Origin of the sequence: Pseudoalteromonas piratica (genome assembly GCF_000788395.1) — a bacterium.
GTDB classification, from domain to species: Bacteria; Pseudomonadota; Gammaproteobacteria; order Enterobacterales; family Alteromonadaceae; genus Pseudoalteromonas; species Pseudoalteromonas piratica.
Window position 1 is genome coordinate 892,199 of record NZ_CP009889.1, and the last position, 22,063, is coordinate 914,261.

Genomic DNA, 22,063 nt, shown 5'->3' on the forward strand with positions numbered 1-22,063 from the left:
TTGGTTATTGTGGCTACTGTTAACTTACGATTACTTATGGATAAATAATGCGATCATTTTTGTTACTGTTACCCGCCCTATTGCTTACTGCATGCAAAGAACCACAAATAACACAGGTTGATTCTGAGCTTTCTAGGCCAGTTAAATTATTCTCTGTATCTGATGCTGAAAGCTCTAATATTCGACGTTTTCCAGCAAAAGTAGAAGCTAATCAAGGTTCGTATTTATCTTTCCGTGTCAATGGCGAATTAATGGCACTGCCAACGTTAGCAGGTCAGTCTGTAAAGAAAGGCCAGATATTAGCAAAACTTGACCCGGAAGATTTTAAATTGCAACTGAGCGATCGTGAAGCACGCTTCAAACTTGCAAAGAATCAATTAGAAAGAACAGAAACGCTTAAAACCAAAGGTATTGCATCTCAATCTGAGTTAGACCAAGCAAGTGCCAATATGCAAGTTGCTTTATCGGCATTAGAAAAAGCACAAACAGATTTGGAATATACGGTTCTTAGAGCACCTTTTTCTGGCACTGTGAGTAAGGTGTTTATCAAAAATTATGAAAGTGTCGTTGCGAAACAAAACATAATGCGTATAGAAACACGCGATTTAATGGATGTAAGTATACAAATTCCAGAAAAGTTAGTGGCTCGCGTAGACAAAAATACTCACTATAAACCCAGTGTTGTATTTGATAGTTATCCAAATAAATCATATCAATTAACACTCAAAGAATGGGATACACAAGCAGATCCACTCACTTTGAGTTATCGCGTGGTTTTTACCCTTCCACTTCCAACAGACTTTAACTTGTTAGCTGGGATGACAGGAAATGTGTTAATTGATTTGAACAAAGTTTATCAGCGCAATGAACGCATCTTTACAATACCCACAACAGCAATTTTCAGTGATTCAAGTAAGCATTCTTTTGTTTGGCGCTATAAAGATGGTGCCCTTGAAAAAGTAAAAGTAACACTGGGAGAAATTCACAAAAGCGGAATTGAAATTAACGAGGGGCTCAATCCTGGCGATCAAATTGTCAGTGCAGGTGTTCACAATTTAACAGCGACCAGTCGTGTTCGTCCATGGACTAAAGAACGAGGCCTGTAAATGAACATTGCACAATTATCAATTGAAAAACGAACCATCAGTTGGTTATTTACACTTATTTTGTTATTTGGTGGTTTTTTTGCCTATCAAAATTTAGGGCGTCTTGAAGATCCTGAATTCACGCTTAAAAAAGCGATGATTGTTACCAGTTATCCTGGTGCATCGCCTGAACAAGTGGAACAAGAAGTAACTTATCCAATTGAAAATGTGATTCAACAGTTGCCGTATGTTGATTATGTAACATCTATCTCATCCCCTGGCTTATCTCAAATTTCGGTTGAAATGAAAAGCACTTACCGTAAAGAAGCATTGAGACAAATTTGGGATGAGTTACGACGCAAAATCAATGATTTGTCACCTACATTACCCGCTGGCGTTTACCCATCAAAAGTGATGGATGACTTTGGTGATGTCTATGGTGTGCTTTATGCTATCAGCGGCGATGACTACAGTTACGAAGAATTAGAAAACTATGTCGATTATTTAAGACGTGAATTGGTGTTAGTTGAAGGCGTTGGTAAGGTCACTGTAGCTGGTGAACAAAAACCACAAGTGATTGTTGAAATCTCAAGCCATAAACTCGCACAGTTAGGCATGTCAGCCAATGTAATTTATCAATTATTACAAAATCAAAATACCGTATCCAATGCAGGTAAAGTTACCCTTGAGGGTGAGTCAATTCGACTCCACCCGACTGGTGAATTTAAAGATGTCAGTGAGTTAGAAGATTTATTGATTTCAAAGCCCGGCGCCAAGGAAATTATTTACTTGGGTGATGTGGCAACAGTCAAACGCGAGTATCCGGAGATCCCAAATAACCCGACACATTATGCAGGGAAACGAACTTTATTATTGGGTGTATCGTTTGCTTCAGGTGTTAATGTCGTTGATATTGGGGATAAACTTAAACAACATTTGGTTTCACTTGAATATCAAAGACCATATGGCATAGAGATTAATACACTTTATAACCAACCAAAAGAAGTTGAAAAGTCAGTAGATGATTTTATCACATCGCTTATTCAAGCTGTGTCAATTGTAATTGGTGTATTACTTCTTTTTATGGGATTTCGCAGTGGTCTACTGATAGGCGCAGTCTTATTAATTACCGTTTTTGGTACCTTTATTTTTATGCTTATGCAGCAGATCGATTTGCAAAGGATCTCGTTAGGTGCCTTGATAATTGCCTTAGGTATGCTAGTTGACAATGCGATTGTAATCACTGAGGGAATTTTAGTCGGACTAAAAAAAGGTTATAGCAAAGTAAAAGCGGCAACTGTGATTATTGAGCAAACAAAATGGCCTTTACTTGGTGCGACCATCATTGCAATTACCGCATTTGCCCCTATAGGACTGAGCTCAGATGCAACAGGTGAATTTGCTGGAAGCCTATTTTATGTATTACTTATTTCGCTTTTGTTAAGTTGGATTACTGCTATTACCGTAACGCCATTTTTAGCGAGCCTATTGTTCAAGCAAAGTAAAAACGATACGAATACGAATAATGACGTAAACGCGGACGAACTTTATAAAGGTCGATTCTTTGTATTATACAGTAAGCTGCTAAAAACCGTTTTAGTATGGCCAAAGGTCACCTTAAGCATTATGTTCATGTCTTTATTAGGTGCGTTAGTACTATTTGGAAATGTTAAACAATCATTTTTTCCCCCTTCTAATACTCCCATATTCTACTTAGATTACTGGCGTTACCAAGGCTCTGATATTCGTGCAACCGAACAAGATATTACTAAGCTTGAGCAGTACTTGCTTTCTAAACCTGAAGTAGTTGCAGTTACAAGCACGATAGGACAAGGCGCGCCGCGTTTTATGTTGACATATGCACCGGAAAAAATTCACCCAGCATATGGCCAGTTAATTATACGAACCACAAATTTGGAATCGCTTAATTCGTTACTTTCGGAAATTAGAACCTATGCATCTGAAAATTTAACCAATGCGTTTATTAAACTAAAACGTATGGAAATTGGTCCTTCTACAGATGCAAAAATAGAAGCGCGATTTCAAGGTTCTGACCCAGAAACATTACGATTGCTAGCCAATCAGGCTATTGCAATTTTAAAACAAGACGGCGCAGCTCATAATATTAGGCATGACTGGCGTGAATTGACCAAGGTCATTCGACCACAATTTAATGAGCAAAAAGCAAGACGATTAGGTATTAGTAAATCTGATCTTGATAACTTATTACTTACCACTTTAAGTGGACGAAAGGTGGGCCTATACCGAGAAGGCACACGAATGTTGCCTATTATTGCACGCTCACCTGCATCTGAACGTCTGAACGTTGATTCACTGTATGACTTGCAAATTTTTAGTCCTACACTCGGCGTGTATCTACCGATTGAACAGATTGTTGATGGTTTTAATACGGAATGGGAAAATAATCTCATATTACGCCGAGATCGAAAACGAACAATTACCGTAATGGCAGATCCAGATATCCTTGGTGAAGAAACTGCGGCTAATTTACTAAAACGCGTAAAACCACTTATTGATGAAATCCCCCTGCCCCAAGGCTATCAATTAGAATGGGGTGGTGAATTTGAATCTGCATCAAAAGCGCAAAAAGCTATTTTTGGCTCATTACCTATGGGTTATCTTGTGATGTTTATTATTACCGTGTTGTTATTTAATTCAATAAAAAAATCATTGATCATATGGGCAACAGTGCCGCTTGCCATTATTGGAGTAACCTGTGGTTTATATATAATGAATAGCCCATTTAGCTTTATGGCATTACTCGGCCTATTAAGTTTATCAGGTATGTTAATTAAAAATGGCATCGTTCTTATGGATCAAATTGAATTAGAACTATCGCAAAATAAAGACGCGTATGATGCTGTTTTTCATTCTGCACTGAGTCGATTAAGGCCTGTTTCCATGGCTGCTATCACAACAATTTTAGGCATGATCCCCCTACTATTTGATGTGTTTTTTGAATCCATGGCTGTTACTATCATGTTTGGACTAGGATTTGCCACAGTGCTCACATTGTTAGTCATTCCTGCTTTATACAGCATCGTTTTTAAAGTGAAGTCTGCTTAAACGCGACTTATTAGGTATACTGTTACAACCAACTCTTTGTTCAGTATACCTATGTTAAAAAAACCTTTTTCTGTATTGGTTGTAATTCAAAATACTCGCAATGAGTTTTTGTTAATTCAACGAGCCGATGATGCTGCATTTTGGCAATCTGTCACAGGGTGTATCGAAGATAATGAAACCCCGCTTCAATGTGCTTACCGAGAAGTGTTTGAAGAAACTGGTATTAACTGTGAGGACTTGGGTTATACAATTGTTGACTTAGACATAACGAATTATTACGACATTCGTAAAGATTGGCGCCATCGTTATGAATCAGGAAGTATCACTAACACGGAGTATGTATTTTACCTAAAGGTAGAGACAGACACTGCAATTACTCTAGACCCAAATGAACATACCGATTTTGTATGGCTCGACTTTAAAACTGCCTATACACGTTTTTACTCTAAAACAAATAAAGAAGCAGCAGAATTAATCTTTAAAAATCAAAACTGTAAACTTTAATAACCACTTTTGTTATTTCATAATAATTAGATACACATAAAAGGTACAAATATAATTGCGTTAGCCGATTTATATCGTAGACTTTAGCAAATATTTGCCATTATTCAGTTGGAATAATGTGCATGATTAATGGACAAGAACTAGGGATAGCTATGACTTCTTTACCTTTATCTTTTCGCCAACGCTTTGCCAATATTAACCTATCTAAAAAATTAACCCTTTCATTTTTAGTTGTCGCAGTTATTCCGTTGTTAATTGTATTTCTTCTTGCGTACTATAACTCATCCAACGCAATAAAAGAGCAAGTTTACAACCAGCTATCAGCGATTAGTAGTATCAAACAAAGCGCATTAAAGCGTTATTTCAAACAAGTGGAATTCAAACTCATCACCACTGCATTAAGTCCAACTACACAAGCGGCAGCAGATCAATTTATATCTGCTTATGAAGATGTTAATACTGATAACTATTCACGGAATGCGTTAGAACAATACTATCAAAATGTGTTCTTTGAGGAATTTAAAAAGCAAAATCCTGAAGTTAATATATTAGAAATTAATTTTAACACATTAGATAAACGTACAGTTGCACTGCAAACACGCTATATAACCGAAAACACACATCCGTTAGGTAATAAGCAGCTTCTCAATAGTAGTGCTGTGAATGATAGTTATGACAAAGCGCATAGCTTATACCATGAGTACTTTGCTAATTTGACTCAGTACTACGACTTCTATGACCTCTTTATTGTGGATAATAATTCAGGTGAAATTGTTTATTCTGTATATAAAGAACTTGATTTTGCAACCTCATTACTCAGTGGTCCCTATAAAAATAGCAACCTTGCTGATGTATTTAATAAAGCATTGGACTTAACAGAAAAAGGCGCAATAGCGTTTACAGATTACCAACAATATTACCCTTCATATAACGCCCCAGCGAGTTTTGTTGCTATGCAAATAAACAGCGAAGCGACGCTTATTTTTCAATTGTCTATTGATGCATTAAATACCATTATGAGCGAACGAGATGGGCTTGGTGAAAGTGGAGAAACTTACTTGGTAGGACAAGATCAACTCATGCGTTCAGACTCTTACCTAGACCCTACCAACCATTCTGTTATTAATTCATTCAAATTTCCTGAAAAAGGAAAGGTAAATACTATTGCTAGCCAACAGGCATTAAAGGGTAATAGTGGGCAAAAAATTATTGATGATTACAACGGCAACCCGGTTCTTTCTTCTTATCAACCTCTTACTATTTTTGACGTGAATTGGGCTTTAATCGCTGAAATTGATGAAAGTGAAGCCTTTGCTGCGGTTGATAAACTCGCGTTGTTATTATCGATTGTTTTGATTATCGTGATTGCCACAATTGCAATATTAGCCCCTAAATTTGCAAATTACTTATCATCACCTATCAAACGATTGTCTCTTCTTATTAAAAATGTAGAACAAACCGGTGATTTTTCAGTACGCTCTCAAAATATAAATAAAGACGAAATTGGTGAAACCGCGCTTGCATTTAATAATTTGCTTGCAAGTTTACAAACATCTATCGCAGACACTAACAACGTAATGCAACAACTCGCCAAGGGTAATTTTAAAACGCGTATTAATACTGAATGTAAAGGTGAACTTGATTTACTGAAACGTGCAACAAACGACAGCGCTGAGGCACTCGATAATGCAATGTGTGAATTAAATACCGTTGTGGATGCGATGTCCCAAGGCATTTTTGATAAACACATTACCTCATCAATGTCAGGCGATTTAGATACATTAAAAATTAATATTAACTCCACTCTCTCTAATCTTGATATTGCGATAAACGATATAGTCTGTGTTATGCAATCAATGGCTGAAGGCGACTTTACGCAGCATGTTAACGTTGAGTGTAATGGCAAGCTTGAGCTACTAAAATCAGGTATCAACCAGTCTGTAACAAGTATAAACAATGCAATTTCGACTATTGATAATACAATGGCTGAACTCAGTGCCGGTAATTTAGAAACCCAAATTGAAGAAAAACTTGATGGTCAGTTAGGGTCACTTAAAAATAACATCAATCACACGATTTCAAATATATCCACCGTTATTAATGAAATTTCTTTTGTTATGGCCTCCGTTAGTGAAGGTAACTTTAATTCTCAGGTAGAAAGTGAAATGACAGGCCAATTTAATCGTTTAAAAAATGATGTTAATAACAGTATTCAATCTGTTAATCTGGCCATTATAAACATTAGTAAAGTAATGACTGGCATTAGCCAAGGCAATTACAATCAATCTATTGATTCCGAGATGAAAGGTCAGCTCAACGAGTTAAAACATCATATAAATTCATCGGTAGAAAGCGTAAATGAAGTTATCGCCTCCTTAAGCATTGTTGCAGGAGCGATGAATAAAGGTGATTTTACGCAATTTATAGAACTCGATTTTAAAGGTGATTTAGCGCAGTTAAAGCATGATATAAACGAAGCAATTTCATCAACCTCGAGTGCAATCAAACAAGTATCTGAGAGCTTAGAGGCACTCGCTAAAGGCGACTTGACTAAACAGATGCATGGTAACTACGCAGGCATATTCAACCAACTTCAATTAAACATCAATCAAACAACAAGGCAGTTAATTGATGTAATCAGTAAAATACAATCTTCGGCTGAAGAAGTTAAGCAGTGTGCTAAAGAGATATCACTAAGTAATACAGAAATAAGTGAACGCACAGAGGAGCAAGCTGCAAGCCTTGAACAAGCAAGTGCGAGTACTAAAACCATGCTTGAAGAAGTTTATGGTGTGGTAGAGCAATCAAAAAATGCAGTGCAACAAAGTACTTGCGCCACTCAAACTGCAAAACAAGGTAAAATACTCTCAGAGCAAACACGAGACTCCATCGAAGATGTTGAGAAGTCGAGTAAGAGTATTAATGAAATCGTCGAAGTTATTGATGGTTTGGCGTTTCAAACCAATCTACTTGCTCTCAATGCTGCAGTTGAAGCAGCAAGAGCAGGTGAAAACGGACGAGGCTTTGCAGTGGTTGCAAACGAAGTAAGAGAACTTGCAAGCAGAAGTGCTAAATCAGCAAAACAAATTCGCGATATCATTTCTGATAGTAATGATAAAGTACAACTTGGCAGTGAACTTGCTGTGTCTTCTGGGGAAAAACTCAATCAAATTGTTGAAAGGGTTGAGGAAGTTAATCAAAGTATACATCATATTAGTGATAGCTCAGAGAATCAAAGTAATAGCTTAAAAGAAGTCGATGTAGTTGTGCAGCGGTTGGCTACAATCGTGCAACAAAATTCAGCCATTACGGAAGAAACTATGGCTGCAGCGAATTTAATGGCTGACAGAGCTTCGAATATGAATAATTTATTGGCCTATTTCACGACTGAACAAACAGATACACGTCTTGAAACCAAGCGAGGCGAACTGCTATTAGAGAGTCAATACGCCTAATCTTTATGCCGGAAACAAAGTGTTATCGGTTAAACTTTGTTTCTAAAATGACCGAAGACGTTGTTCGTTCAACACCTTCTAAATTACCGATTAAATCTAAGGTATGGCTTAATTGCTCGAGAGACTCCTCTTCAACAATCGCAATTAAGTCATATTCGCCACTAATTGCATAGAGTTGTGTAATCGCCGTAAAACGTTTTAATTCAACATTGGTTTGTGTTGTTAGCTTTTGTTTTACTTTAATCGAAACATGTGCACTTACCCTATTTTGCAGATAAGCCTCACTCAATTTCACTGAATATCCTGTTATTACACCCGAGCTTTCCAATCGAGCTAATCGATTTTGTATGGTTGAACGGCTTAAAGCGAGCTTCCGAGAGAGGTCTGAAACGCTTAACCTTGCATTTTCTTTTAGCGCATTTATTAAGCTTTTATCTGCATCAGTGAGCATAATGATAATTGGATTGGTTATTTTGATAAATTTTAACGCCAATTTGGTTAATTTTAAACTACAAAATGGCACCAATTAACCCAATAATGGATAAATAATTAAATTCAGAAACTAACGAATCAGTTTAAGGAAACAGTAATGGCAGTAAATCGCGCTTTATTTGATGATGTAATGGTTCCAAACTATGCACCTTCTTCAGTAATTCCAGTTAAAGGTGAAGGTTCACGTGTATGGGATCAAGAGAATAATGAATTTATTGATTTCGCCGGTGGTATCGCGGTTAATTGTTTAGGCCACTGTCACCCTGCTCTAGTGAATGCACTTAAAGAACAAGCTGATAAACTTTGGCATCTTTCAAATGTTTGGACAAACGAACCAGCGTTACGTTTGGCTGATAAATTAGTGTCGTCTACATTTGCAGATAAAGTTTATTTTGCAAACTCTGGGGCAGAATCAAACGAAGCAGCATTAAAATTAGCTCGTCGTTTTGCATTAGATAAATTCGGCGCTGAAAAATCTAAAATTATTGCATTCAATAAAGGTTTCCACGGTCGTACATTCTTTACTGTTACAGTGGGTGGTCAAGCAGCGTATTCAGACGGTTTTGGTCCAAAACCTGGCGATATCGTACACTGCGATTACAATGATTTAGAATCATTTGCTGCTTTAATTGATGATAATACATGTGCGGTAATGCTTGAGCCATTACAAGGTGAAGGTGGTATTATTTCGCCAACACCTGAATTTATTCAAGGCGTACGTGAGCTTTGTGATAAACACAATGCACTATTAATATTTGATGAAGTACAAACGGGTGTTGGCCGCACTGGTACGCTATACGCTTATCAAGGTTTAGGCGTAACGCCTGACATTTTAACCACAGCTAAAGCACTTGGTGGTGGTTTCCCAATCGGCGCAATGATCACAACAACAGAAATCGCCAAGCACTTAGTTATTGGTACACACGGTTCAACTTATGGTGGTAACCCATTAGCATGTGCCGTAGCTGAAGCTGCATTTGATACTGTAAACCAAACAGATGTACTTGAAGGTGTAACTGCAAAAGAAGCGTTATTCCGTGAAGGGCTAGAAGCTATTAACGCAAAGTATGATGTTTTCAGTGAAGTACGCGGTAAAGGTTTATTACTCGGTGCTGTGCTAAACGAAAAATATAAAGGTCGCGCACGTGATTTCTTAAATGCATCAAGTGCAAATGGCTTAATGGCATTAGTTGCAGGTGCTGATGTTGTTCGTTTCACGCCTTCATTAGTTATACCAAATGAAGACATTGCTGAAGGCCTTGCTCGTTTTGAGAAAGCCGTAGCGGCAGTTGTAAACGGTTAAGAACCTAGTTGGTTATGTTAGTATTAAGACCAATTAAAACAGATGACTTTGCTGCTTTGAAAGAAGTAGCAAAGGCTTCTGGCCATGGCTTTACTTCATTGCCTGTTTGCGACGATTTACTCGAACGTAAAATTGCACGCGCGGTAGATAGCTTCAACAAACAAGTAGAGTCACCACAAGATGAAGGTTACCTATTTGTTTTAGAAGATACCCAAAGCAAAGAAATTGTTGGTACCACTGCAATTGAAGCGGCAGTAGGCTTAGACGTGCCACTTTACCATTACCATATGGGTAAAACAGTGCATCACTCTAGCACATTAGGCGTTTACAATACGGTTGATATTCTAAGTATGTGTAACGACTATACAGGTGCTACTGAAATATGTACCTTATTCTTAAAAGAATCTCATCGTAGTGGCTTAGCAGGACGCTTTCTTTCCCGAATTCGTTTTTTGTTTATGGCACAACATCAACAACGTTTTTCAAACCGTGTTATCGCTGAAATGCGAGGTGTCTCAGATTCTCATGGCCATTCGCCATTTTGGCAGTGGTTACAAGAACACTTTTTTACAATCGACTTCCCAACAGCCGACCATTTAATTGGCACAGGTAACAAGGTCTTTATCTCTGAGTTGATGCCTAAATACCCAATCTACGCTAATTTACTGAGCGAGGATGCACAAAAGGTTATTGGTAAAGTGCACGATAAAACAAAACCTGCACTTAGATTGTTAGAAAAGGAAGGATTTGAATTCCGCGGTTATGTTGACCTTTTTGATGCCGGGCCAACCGTTGAAGCGCAACTCGATAACATTAAAAGCGTTAGAGACAGTCGCTTACTTACAGTAGAGATTGGTGACCAACAAAGTGTTGACACTTTTGCAATTTCAAACTTAGAAGTAAATGAATTCAAGGCAGTATTCAGTTGTAATATTGCGATTAATGAAAGCTCAGATACGGCAATTATTTCACAAGAGATTGCCACTGCAATCGGTGTATCCGCTGGGCAGTCAATTAGAGTTTTAAAATTAAGTTAGGTCGTGCTTAAACCTACTTTAATCAACTAATTAGATGGCAAAAAATACTGCTATCACTTTAAAGGTAACATTATGCACAACAATGTAGACACATTATTCGACCATTTATGGAATAGTTACTTAGAGGTAACCCCATCAGCTGTAAAAATCCATAAATTACTTGGTGACACACAGCAAAGTGATGTAATTAATGACCATATTGCGTTAAGAACATTTAACATTGAGAAAGTTGGTCTAGAAAAATTAGCGCAACACTTTTTGGCTGTTGGTTACACAGAATGTGGTGAGTACCACTTCGAAGCTAAAAAACTATATGCAAAACACTTTGAACACAGCGATCCAACAAAGCCAAAGGTATTTATTTCTGAATTACTTGTTGAAAAGTTTTCACCGGAATTACAAAAAACAATTCACGAGCTTGTAGAACAAATTGATGATGCCGCAGTAACAGCAGAAAACTTCTTATACTCAGGTACACATTGGCAAATTGATTCGGATACTTACCAGCAATTACTTGCTGAGTCAGAATACGCTGCGTGGACAGCAGCATGGGGTTACCGTGCAAATCACTTTACAGTTAGCATTAATCATTTAGCTAACTTTGATACTATTGAAGCAGTAAACACAACATTAAAAGAAGCTGGTTTTGAATTAAACAGCTCTGGCGGTGAAATTAAAGGTTCACCAGAAGTATTGCTTGAGCAATCATCAACACTTGCGGATAAAGCTGAAGTGACATTCAGCGACGGTGTTAAAGCTATTCCTAGTTGTTTCTATGAATTTGCATTGCGTTATCTTAAGCCAGATGGCGAAATCTATACAGGTTTTGTTGCAGCATCGGCAGACAAGATATTTGAAAGTACCAACGCGCGTTAATTTAATTAACAAGCACAATAAAAAACGAGCACTTTGCTCGTTTTTTTATTTCAACATAACTATACTTGATTTAGCAGTAATTAATTGAAGCCTGTTTTCTATGTTTTTGAAAAATAATGAAAGATACAATTGCTAAATGAAATATACCTTCTTATTGCTGTTTTTTATATCCACCCAATTAAGCGCTAAAATCAAAAAAGTGGATATCTACACTTATCATGATATGCCACCTTATGTAATTAATTTACAAAAAGAAACAGGCCTTTATTTTGATTTTGTAAAACTATTAAATCAAATGAACTCAGGTTATTCGTTTAACTTAATCTTCATTCCTCGTAAACGCTTAGATTACCGATTAGCACAAAATAAACTAGATGGCATTGTCATTGGTGTTAACCCAAAATGGTTTAAAGATGCTAATCAAACACGCTACTTCTGGTCCGCTTCTATCATGCAAGATAAGGATGTATTTGTTAGTTTAAGCGCTAAACCTGTTAAGGTTTCAAAATTTAGCGACTTGACAGATTTACGTGTTGGTGGGATCCGTGGCTTTCGCTATATAGGTATTGATGAGTTAGTAGCACAACACAAACTGAACCGTGTTGATACGCAGACTGAAACTCAACTATTTGATATGTTGACAAAAGAACGTGTTGATACGGCTATTTTGAGTATCTATACATTTTATTATCTGAGTAAGAACAGGGCATCTGATTACTATATCGCTGAGCAGCAACACGATAACTTTTCACGCCACTTTATGTTGCCAAAACAGAATAATGAAGCGCTCTACACTAGTTTAAATCGCATGATTGAAAGTGAAGACTTCATGAAAAACTGGAATAAAATGTTACTTAGCTATACTATGCCAATTCGCTAACTTGTATATTTTCTTTTCATGTCCAAAACCACGCTAATTTTTATTTTATTATTCATTGTAAGTTGCTGTGGTTTATTACTTTTGATTGACGCGCCAATGCTTCAATATTCTCATGAATTTTTATGGCATGTCCCTTACCGTTCTTTTTTTATTATGCTGATATTGGTTTTGATATCCTCGATTGGCAAAATACTCGCCGGACAAAGCTTATTTGAACAAGGTATCGCAAATTTAGGCTTATATGGCGCACTTTCTTGGTTTCCTGTGTCACTTATTTTTTCGGGTAATGTTAGAAATATCTTCAGCGCAAGTAGCCTGGTTACCTATGATACTTGGCTTATTTTTAGTTTCATTCCAATAATGTGCACCTTGCTCCTTGGCTGTTTAGCGTTAATAAAATACTTATTTAACAATTAGGTATTATTTTGAAGTGCCAATTCATATATCACCATGTTATGTAAGCCACCTAGTATTGAATTACTTTCTAAATTACTCAGCTTTAAACGATAACTATAAAAACAGTGGCTTGTATTAATCGCGCCAAAATTACCAAGTAATTTAAGTGTATTATTAAAATACCAGTTACCGTAAACGCCTAATGAAGCCGCGCACGAACGGTAATTATCTAGCATCGGAAAATGTCTTGACCACACTGATGTATAAAGTTCACTGATAATTAATGAGTATGGCGAAACTGTATTATTCGTATTTTCCATAGTCTCAAGCGTGTTAAGCATCAAATTCCTGCGTTGCCAATGGAGTTTTGACGCTGGCTCCGGTGGGTGCATAACTGTTAATTTTACTGTCTGATCTTTTACAAATAGTTTCAGTTCTATTATATCGCCTCTTTCATCTAAAAACGTATTGCGTCTTTTCGATTGAATTGCAAATTTTGTAATGATGGCAATATTACTTGCTAATCCCTCTTTTTGTCGTAAGCCATAACTAAACTTACCTTTACTCAAATCCTTAAGATAAGATTTATGAAGATCGTTTACATTAAATAGCACAATAATGTCTTTGTCTAACTGAGTCAGTAAGTCATAAATAGGGGGTAATGATTGAGAGATTTCAGTGTCGAACGTATATTGTACAATTGAGAATTTCCGTACGTCAGAGCGAGTTTTTATTTGTTCTTTTTGTTCAGATAAAAAATCAAAATTTACATAGCCACTAAAATTTGCGGAGATAACTAACCCATTAATCACTAATAGTGTGAGCATTAACGAGCGGTTCCACATACCTAAAGCAATGCTTAATAAAACCGAAAACAATGCTAATTGAACTTGCAAATTGGTGATCAGATCTAATTGATAAATATTTTTGAATACATCAACACGTGGTGTTAATTGACCTAAAAACATCACGAAGATAATAAAAACGATCAGTGTCCGCACAGTTCAATCTCATGAACAAATAATGTGAAAGTTTAGTCCACACTGTGCTTAAATGCTTAATTTTTATCTACTCTTATGTGCTGAGGTAACTGAATTGGAAATGCTAGGTGGGTTAATAAAACCCACCTTGAAGGTTATTTGCGTTTTAATGTGAGTGTACCCGAAATACGCTTTCTACTATCAGAACTTTGCGTCTTTGCAGGTGTTGATTGACGTGGCTGTCGCTTTTTAGCTGACGATTTATCATCACTCTTTTTATGACCAGATCTTTTATTTTCATCTATTGAACGTTCTTGTGTTTTACTTGAATGTTCGATAGAGGAGTTGATTTGTGCCATTTCATCATCAGTTAAAAAGCGCCATTGACCAACGGGTAAATCATTTAACGACACATTCATAATTCTAACGCGTTTCAGTTTGGTAACTTCATAACCTAAATATTCACACATTCTACGGATCTGACGGTTTAGCCCTTGAGTAAGAATAATGTTAAATCGTTTTTTCCCGAGCTGTTTTACTTTACATGGCTTTGTTACTGTATCAAGTATCGGAATGCCAGCACCCATTTTTTTTATAAAATGTTGGTCAATCTCTTTGTCGACGGTAACGATATATTCTTTCTCATGATTATTACCGGCTCGCAAAATTTTATTAACTATGTCACCTTCATTGGTAAGAAATATAAGCCCTTCAGATGGTCTATCTAAGCGCCCTATTGGAAATATGCGGTCTTTGTAGTTAACAGCAGAAACAATATTACTTTTAATCTTTTTTTCTGTAGTACAGGTGATACCCACAGGCTTGTTGTATGCTATGTAGACACGTTTAGGCTTCGCTTTCAACGTTTTGCCATTCACGATAACGTCATCTTTATCTGAAACCTTTAATCCCATCTCAGCAACATGACCGTTTACAGTGACTTTGCCTTGTGCAATTAATGTATCTGCTTCTCTTCGAGAACAGATACCTGTTTCACTTATGTATTTATTTAAACGCTTTAATTCACTCATAACTTTAAGCTTTAAATTATTTGCGCGTATTGTAAAACAGCTAATACAAAAAGGCTTGCCTTTTCTCGGTATGCTCTACCATGCTAGAATTATTCTTTTAAAAGATTCTGTTTTCTATGCTTTTTCAACCCAACTGGCGAATTTTAACCATTGGTGATGGTGATTTAACCTTTTCCTTTTCATTAAAGAAGCACCACCAAATAGAAACCCTTTGTGCAAGTGTTCTTGATTCAAAAGAAACGCTGACGAATAAATATAAAATCAATGGTATTGAAGGGTTAAACAGCTTAGGAGGTGAAATCTTTTTCGAACTCGATATCACCAATAACCAAACCTGGCCTGATAAACTAGCAGGTGCGTTTGATCTTGTGATCTTTCAATTTCCGCTGGTACCAGCTGCAAAAAACAGTGAGCATTTTACCAATGCTCCCAGTCAGAACATTGTTAACCGTGCCTTATTGCGTGACTATTTAATTGCCTGTTTTAATTATTTTCTTGATAAAGATGGCCTTCGATTAAGTTATATCACTTCGAAAGAAGTTAAGCCTTACCTTCATTGGCAAATTGAAACGGATTTAACAGTCAATACCAATATTATACATTTGGGTAAGCAAGAATTTGATTATTCACTTTTTCCAGATTATCAGATTAGAAACGTAGACAGAGATAAAAAAGTAAAAGATACGGCAGGCTTTATCTATGCTTATTCTGATAAATCACAGCCATCTGAATTATCATCGGTTTTTGAACCATTTAAGTTTACACAACAAAATTACTGTCCTTTATGTCGTGTAGGCCCATTTAGTGCAAGTGAGGATCAACAACGTCACTTAACAAGCAAAAAGCACATTAAACTATCTCAATATCAAACAGAATGGTTTGATTATCTATCGATTAATCGGTAATTCTCAAGGTCATACCATTGCCCGTTAACCGCAAGCTTCTTGGTTATATCCCCTTGATATGGTATGTTGCGGGCATTTTTACACAAACACAAAGTATTCATGTCATCGATTGAAGTGAACTCTCACGAAAACCAAAATAAAGGGCTATTTAATCGCTTCTTAGCCACAGTAGAATTTCTTGGTAATTTATTACCTCATCCAATCACGCTTTTTGCTATGTTCTGTGTCGCTATTGTTATCTTTAGTGGTATTGCAGACTGGATGGGCGTAAGTGCAATTGATCCTCGTCCAGAAGGCGCAAAAGGCCGAGCTCCAGACGGCGTTATCGAAGTTGTCTCTCTTATGAGTGCAGAGGGATTACAACGCATTGTAACTGGCTTAGTGACTAATTTTACTGGTTTTGCACCGCTTGGTACTGTGCTTGTAGCATTACTTGGTGTAAGTGTTGCTGAACATTCTGGCATGTTATCCGCGGCAATGCGTGGCATGGTAATGGGTGCACCTAAACGTCTTGTTACGTTTATGGTTGTGTTTGCAGCGATACTATCCAATACGGCTTCTGAACTTGGTTACGTTGTGCTTATCCCCCTTGCTGCTATGATTTTCCATAGCCTAGGCCGTCACCCTCTTGCAGGTCTTGCTGCTGCCTTTGCGGGTGTATCCGGTGGTTACAGCGCAAACTTACTGCTAGGTACAATAGATCCATTACTTGCAGGTATTACAACACCTGCTGCTCAAATGATTGACCCAACCTATGAAGTCGGCCCTGAAGCTAATTATTATTTTATGGCAGTATCAGTAATTTTAATTGCTTTTGTTGGTACATGGGTTACTGAAAAAATTGTTGAGCCTCGTTTAGGTAAATACAATAACGATGAAGCAAGTATTGATTTAGCAGATAATAAAATTGACCATTTATCTGATGTTGAACGTAAAGGCTTACGCTACGCAGGACTGGCATTTTTAGCTACATGTGCAGTGTTAGCAACCACAATTGTGCCTGAAAATGGTATTTTACGTCACCCTGAAACGGGCTTAGTTGCTGGTTCGCCCTTCTTAAAAGGTATCGTTGTCTTCATCTTTGTTACGTTTGCAATCCCAGGCTTTGTTTATGGCCGAGTTGTAGGTTCAATGAAGAATGACAGAGATATTATCGATGCGATGTCTAAAAGCATGAGCTCGATGGGTATGTATATTGTACTGGTATTCTTCGCAGCTCAGTTCGTGGCATTCTTTAAATGGACTAATTTAGGGACTATTTTAGCTGTAAAAGGTGCTGCTATGTTAACAGCGCTTAACTTAACAGGACCTGAAGTATTTGTTTTGTTTATTTTTATGTGTGCAGTGGTCAACTTAAGCTTAGGTTCTTCATCAGCACAATGGGCAATTACAGCACCTATTTTTGTACCGATGTTAATGCTTATCGGTTACGCACCAGAGACTATTCAAGCGGCCTACCGTATCGGTGATTCTGTAACAAACTTGATTACGCCAATGATGAGCTATTTTGGTTTAATATTGGCTGTTGCGACCAAATATAAGAAAGATATGGGTATTGGTACTTTGGTTGCTACCATGTTGCCATATTCAATGTTCTTCTTTGTTGGCTGGGTGTGTTTGTTCTATTTATGGGTATTTGTCTTAGGTATGCCAGTTGGCCCTAATTCACCAATTTACTATACGCCATAGTAGATTCCTTAATAAAAACAAAAAAGGAGCAATAAATGCTCCTTTTTATTTGGTTTTAATCTTGAGTTAACATCAAAGAATTAATTTGCTCTTATTTCTTAAATGCTTTCCTAATTTTTTGGCGATTTTGCATTTTCGCTTCTGCGCCATATTGTGTAGCTCTATTTGAACGAATGCGCTTTTGAAGCGAGGTCTTTTTACCGATCTTTTTAATCAAACTATCACGGTTACTCACTTCAAAACCAGGATAATAAATACGCTTAACTTTATCGCGAATTAAGTCCTCAATTTGTGCAAGTATATGCTCTTCTTCACGACTCACGAGTGAAATTGCAAACCCTTTTTGCCCTGCTCTTCCTGTTCGACCAATTCGGTGAACATAATCTTCTGCAAGATAAGGCAAGTCAAAATTGATTACACGTGGCAAACCAGCGATATCCAGGCCACGCGCTGCAACCTCAGTACCGACAAGAATGGTCGTTTTACCTTCTTTAAACTCGCGTAATGCACGTCGCCTATTTCCTTGACTCTTATCTCCGTGGATAACACCAACAGTCACACCGTATTGTGTTAATTCGTCGACAATCAGTTGAACGTCTTCTTTCATGTTTACGAAAACAAGTACTTGCTTCCAACCTTTTCTACAAATCAGTTCTGATAACAGTTCTAACTTACGCTCATTTGATACCGGGTAAGCAACATGTGTAATGGTGGATGCCGTTTCATTATCACGGCTTACTTGTACAATTTTAGGATGTACTAATGTTTTGGTTGCAAATTGTTTAACAGCAGATGGGTAGGTTGCTGAAAATAATAACGTTTGTTTTTGTTTAGCACATTGTTCCAAAATTGTCTCAATGTCAGATCTAAAACCCATGTCGAGCATACGATCAGCTTCATCAAGTACAACATGGCAGGCATTATTAAGTGCTAAATTACCTTTGCGAAGATGCTCAATGAGTCGACCTGGCGTAGCAACTAGTATGTCGCAACCTTTTTGAATACGGTTGATTTGTTTATCGTGTTCAACACCACCAAAAATAGCGACAGATTTAACATTGTTAAAAGCACAATACTGTTTAATGTTGTGGTCAATTTGATCGACTAGTTCTCGTGTTGGCGCTAGGATAACTGCACGTATTGTTTTTCCATCAGCATTGTTATCCAATAGTTTTTGAATAATCGGTAATGCGAAAGCAGCTGTTTTACCTGTGCCTGTTTGTGCACTTGCAAGCACATCGTGACCACGACGAACATGCGGAATTGCCATTTTTTGAACTGGCGTGAGTGTTTCATAACCCATTTTATCCAGTGCTGATAATATTGAATCAGCAAAGCTAAAGGATTTGAAGTTCATAATTTTGAAAACCTATTAAGGGAGTTAGTTACATTATATCAAGGATAGCGTTGTGCGGAAACGCAATAAAAAAGCGACCCTTTAGATCGCTTTTACTTAAAGGGATGTCTAAGGAGTGATAATAAAGTCGTTCTGACTTAATTTTGTTAATTTATCGCCTACTAATTTGCCTTCAAAATGACTCATTAAGTCTAGTCCTAATTCGATTTGCGTATCGGTAAGAGGCACATAAGGCAGGCGAAAAACCGGCTTAACAGCTCCTGTAAGTGAGAGCGCAGTATTGATTGCAATTGGGTTTGGCTCGCAAAACAACCAAGAAATTAATTGTTGACAATCATTATTTAACTGCGAATTCTCGCTATCCATCAACTCTCGAAAAACTGAAGGTATTAAATTTGATGTGACAGAAATTACACCGTGTGCATTTGCTATGTGACGCGCATCATGAGCTTCATCATCATTACCTGACCAACATGCGATGCCCTTATTCTCATAATAAGCAATTCGCTCATTGCCAGCACATTCTTTTACACCAATAAAGTTCGCATTATCAGCCAAGCGCTCAATAATATCAGGTGTAAGATCTTGCCCTGTACGGCCAGGTACGTTGTAAATAAAAGCTGGACCTATCTCGAGTACTTTCTCAAAATGTGCAATGACACCTTGCGTTGACGAACGCCCATAATAAGGGTTGATTTGCAGTGCCGCATCCATACCTGTTGCGAAACCATATTCGGTCGCTTTGATTGCTTCTTTGGAATTGTTGCTTCCTGTATTGCCCACTATCAATAATCGATCTTTAAACTGGTTAACACTATGAGCAATTAGCATTAAGTGTTCTTCCCAATTCATTAATTGACCTTCACCAGTTGTACCACCAACAATGATACCATCTACGCCAGAAGCAATTTGTGTTTCAACTAACTTATCAAATGTCACTAAATCAATTTCACCATTGGCAAGATAAGGTGTTTTGATGGCCGTGATTAAACTAGCTTTTTTAATTGAAGCAACGTTCGTCATATATTCTTTTCATTGTTAAAATTTCTAATATTTTAACCATAATCAGTGAGGATGGTAAGTGGCTTTCTGTTCTTAAAGAAAAATTCTTGTTATTTTTTTTTATTAAGATATATTAACTGTATATTTATACAGTTAATAATGATTATGGTTATTTCTGAGTACTTCGAAAATTATTTTTATTCATTAAAGCAATTGGCATCACACACTTTTGTTAAAGAGCAGCAACTGTGTGATTGGATAGAACTTTGTATTTTACCCAATGCGGCATACCATTTAAAAAACCAAGTTCAATCCAGCTCTTTTTTTGGTATTACCGATTTTAGTGAAGAAAAGGAATATTTTGCTCGTGGTTACACTAAATGGATTGAGTTAATTAAACCCTATTCAGAGCTTAGTTCAGCACAAGCATATTCAATTTTTTACCAGCAATATGCCAAATGCGTGAACGACTTATCACTGAAAGGCTTAGAGTTTAGCAGTGATTATTTTGAAGATTTAGAAGATCGCATTCAAGATCATTGGCAACTGTTTTTATCTGGAAAGTATGGTGTGATCACAGCTAACGGTTTTATACATGAAATTGTAGCGCTTGAAAGTGTTGATTATCTTGCCAAAAACACTGAGTTAACTGAAGAACAAATGACTAAGTGTGTACGACTACTAGAGCGTTGTTTGAGTTATCCTCCTAGTCAATTAAATTGTATTTCACAAGCACATAAATTATTAAAAAGTATGAGCAATTCACAGTAGCGTTACAAAGGTGTAACGCTACTGATTTGTTAGAACCTAAGCAGACAATTCACACCTAAAGAGTTTGTATTCACCCCTGCAATTTTGGTGTTTTCAAAATCAATAGTGAGTGCCATCGATTTACTTATACCAAAACCAACCCCTAGCCCAGTTTTTAATGATGCACCTTGTTCATCTTTTTTATTTAAGTTGTATGAGTCATTTTCTTCGATTAAGTAACTAAATGAATTATCCCAACCTTGAACACCAACCACACCTTTTACAAAAAATGTATTTGAAAATGGATAGGTTGCAACAAGCATTAAATCTGCACCTAAGGTTTTAAACGCACCTGTATGTAACTTTGTTGTGATGTATTTTCCATCAGCATTTTTTGTCTTTTCACTTACTGAAAAGTCAGCCTTACCAAATTTTGTAATACCACCTTCTATCGCTAAGTAACGATTAAGTTGGTAACCAGCGAATAACCTTAACCCCGGTGATTGTAATGTTTCAGTTAATGTCAATGGAGCAAGTTCTGCGCTTGAAATATCAGGGGTAAAATTTAAATCAGAATACTTATGGTATTTTGCATTTACACCGTAATAAGCAAACTGATTTTTATCCTTTGCTTGAGTGTTTAAAGAAAATAAAGCAATTAAAGGTATCACAAATAATGAGGCGCTTTTCATTGGTATCCTTGTAATGAAGTTTAAATAAGTAGGGCTGATAATGCCCTTTATTAAAGCGCCGCTATAATGGATTTAAAATAAACAGTAATCAAGGTAAATTACATTTACTAACAATTAGTTACCAAATAGTAACTGCCAGAAGCTCGGTTCATGGATTTCGTGATATTGTTTCCTGAGCTGATCAATTTTTACCAATTCTTCTTGAGCAAGGGATAAATCATTAGCATTCTTTTGAATTTCTTTTACTAACGTTAACACTTTATCAATGCCTTTTGTCGATTCTGCTTGTTTGCGTTTAAAACCAATCTCTTTTGATTTTATTAACGCATTCTCAATTTCTTGTAAATGAATTAATAAATCTTCTGTATTTTGCGCCTTACGTGCCTGTTTATAACTAAACGCCATCTCCTTCATAACCAGAGCTAACTCACTTTCTTGCGAATCAACACCGTTTACAAAAATCAATAAAATGAATGGAAATAGAAATCTCATAATTAACCTCGTAATAAAAACCGCGGTATTTTATCAAGAACACAAAAAAA

General features: G+C 36.8%; 18 protein-coding genes. 11 read left to right on the forward strand and 7 right to left on the reverse strand.

The genetic code is table 11. From position 1 onward, the window contains the following. Positions 1-47 precede the first annotated feature (47 nt). The 4 genes from OM33_RS18780 (at position 48) to OM33_RS18795 (ending at position 8,131) form a co-directional block, all read left to right on the forward strand. Entirely contained in the window at positions 48-1,106 is a 1,059-nt protein-coding gene (locus OM33_RS18780; protein ID WP_040135911.1) for an efflux RND transporter periplasmic adaptor subunit, read from the forward strand. Further along, entirely contained in the window at positions 1,107-4,172 is a 3,066-nt protein-coding gene (locus tag OM33_RS18785) for an efflux RND transporter permease subunit (RefSeq protein WP_040135913.1), read from the forward strand. It abuts the gene before it with no gap. Between the two features lie 51 nt (positions 4,173-4,223). Further along, positions 4,224-4,676, forward strand: a complete 453-nt coding sequence (gene nudB, locus OM33_RS18790) for a dihydroneopterin triphosphate diphosphatase (protein WP_040135914.1) — start codon at positions 4,224-4,226, stop codon at positions 4,674-4,676. Positions 4,677-4,828: 152 nt separating this feature from the next. Continuing rightward, entirely contained in the window at positions 4,829-8,131 is a 3,303-nt protein-coding gene (locus OM33_RS18795) for a methyl-accepting chemotaxis protein (RefSeq protein WP_040135915.1), read from the forward strand. Positions 8,132-8,153: 22 nt separating this feature from the next. On the opposite strand, the gene OM33_RS18800 is transcribed toward OM33_RS18795, so the two are convergent. After that, a complete protein-coding gene (locus OM33_RS18800) occupies positions 8,154-8,582 on the reverse strand; it encodes an Lrp/AsnC family transcriptional regulator (protein WP_040136991.1) in 429 nt (142 codons plus the stop codon). Between the two features lie 138 nt (positions 8,583-8,720). On the opposite strand from OM33_RS18800, the gene OM33_RS18805 reads away from it, so the two are divergent. The 4 genes from OM33_RS18805 to OM33_RS18820 all read left to right on the forward strand — a co-directional run bounded on the left by OM33_RS18805 (position 8,721) and on the right by OM33_RS18820 (position 12,719). Beyond that, the gene (locus tag OM33_RS18805; protein WP_040135916.1) at positions 8,721-9,926 is read left to right on the forward strand and encodes an aspartate aminotransferase family protein; all 1,206 of its coding nucleotides are present in this window, start codon (positions 8,721-8,723) and stop codon (positions 9,924-9,926) included. A gap of 14 nt (positions 9,927-9,940) precedes the next feature. After that, the gene (astA, locus tag OM33_RS18810) at positions 9,941-10,963 is read left to right on the forward strand and encodes an arginine N-succinyltransferase (protein ID WP_040135917.1); all 1,023 of its coding nucleotides are present in this window, start codon (positions 9,941-9,943) and stop codon (positions 10,961-10,963) included. A gap of 72 nt (positions 10,964-11,035) precedes the next feature. After that, on the forward strand, positions 11,036-11,839 hold the full coding sequence (locus OM33_RS18815; protein ID WP_040135918.1) for a DUF1338 domain-containing protein: 804 nt from the start codon (positions 11,036-11,038) through the stop codon (positions 11,837-11,839). 136 nt (positions 11,840-11,975) lie between these two features. After that, on the forward strand, positions 11,976-12,719 hold the full coding sequence (locus OM33_RS18820; RefSeq protein ID WP_040135919.1) for a substrate-binding periplasmic protein: 744 nt from the start codon (positions 11,976-11,978) through the stop codon (positions 12,717-12,719). 413 nt (positions 12,720-13,132) lie between these two features. Here the strand turns inward: OM33_RS18820 and OM33_RS18830 are convergent, their stop codons facing one another. Beyond that, positions 13,133-14,116 (reverse strand): hypothetical protein, encoded by a 984-nt coding sequence (locus OM33_RS18830; RefSeq protein WP_199922550.1) that lies wholly within the window; start codon positions 14,114-14,116, stop codon positions 13,133-13,135. A gap of 134 nt (positions 14,117-14,250) precedes the next feature. Beyond that, positions 14,251-15,126, reverse strand: a complete 876-nt coding sequence (gene rluF / locus OM33_RS18835) for a 23S rRNA pseudouridine(2604) synthase RluF (protein ID WP_040135922.1) — start codon at positions 15,124-15,126, stop codon at positions 14,251-14,253. A 116-nt stretch (positions 15,127-15,242) separates the two neighbouring features. Between rluF and OM33_RS18840 the strand changes: the two genes are divergently transcribed. Together OM33_RS18840 and OM33_RS18845 are read left to right on the forward strand one after the other, a co-directional pair. Continuing rightward, the gene (locus OM33_RS18840) at positions 15,243-16,031 is read left to right on the forward strand and encodes a class I SAM-dependent methyltransferase (protein WP_040135923.1); all 789 of its coding nucleotides are present in this window, start codon (positions 15,243-15,245) and stop codon (positions 16,029-16,031) included. A gap of 99 nt (positions 16,032-16,130) precedes the next feature. Next, positions 16,131-17,720 (forward strand): AbgT family transporter, encoded by a 1,590-nt coding sequence (locus OM33_RS18845; RefSeq protein WP_040135924.1) that lies wholly within the window; start codon positions 16,131-16,133, stop codon positions 17,718-17,720. A 91-nt stretch (positions 17,721-17,811) separates the two neighbouring features. Here the strand turns inward: OM33_RS18845 and OM33_RS18850 are convergent, their stop codons facing one another. Together OM33_RS18850 and dapA are read right to left on the reverse strand one after the other, a co-directional pair. Continuing rightward, positions 17,812-19,077, reverse strand: coding sequence for a DEAD/DEAH box helicase (locus OM33_RS18850; RefSeq protein ID WP_040135925.1), 1,266 nt, complete (start codon positions 19,075-19,077; stop codon positions 17,812-17,814). Between the two features lie 108 nt (positions 19,078-19,185). Then, positions 19,186-20,100, reverse strand: a complete 915-nt coding sequence (dapA, locus tag OM33_RS18855; protein ID WP_040135926.1) for a 4-hydroxy-tetrahydrodipicolinate synthase — start codon at positions 20,098-20,100, stop codon at positions 19,186-19,188. Positions 20,101-20,238: 138 nt separating this feature from the next. Between dapA and OM33_RS18860 the strand changes: the two genes are divergently transcribed. After that, complete coding sequence (locus tag OM33_RS18860; protein ID WP_040135927.1) at positions 20,239-20,850, forward strand: DUF6058 family natural product biosynthesis protein; 612 nt, start codon at positions 20,239-20,241, stop codon at positions 20,848-20,850. A gap of 29 nt (positions 20,851-20,879) precedes the next feature. On the opposite strand, the gene OM33_RS18865 is transcribed toward OM33_RS18860, so the two are convergent. Then, positions 20,880-21,521, reverse strand: coding sequence for an outer membrane beta-barrel protein (locus OM33_RS18865; RefSeq protein WP_040135928.1), 642 nt, complete (start codon positions 21,519-21,521; stop codon positions 20,880-20,882). 114 nt (positions 21,522-21,635) lie between these two features. Further along, on the reverse strand, positions 21,636-22,013 hold the full coding sequence (locus OM33_RS18870) for a cytochrome b562 (protein WP_052141181.1): 378 nt from the start codon (positions 22,011-22,013) through the stop codon (positions 21,636-21,638). Between the last annotated feature and the right edge of the window lie 50 nt (positions 22,014-22,063).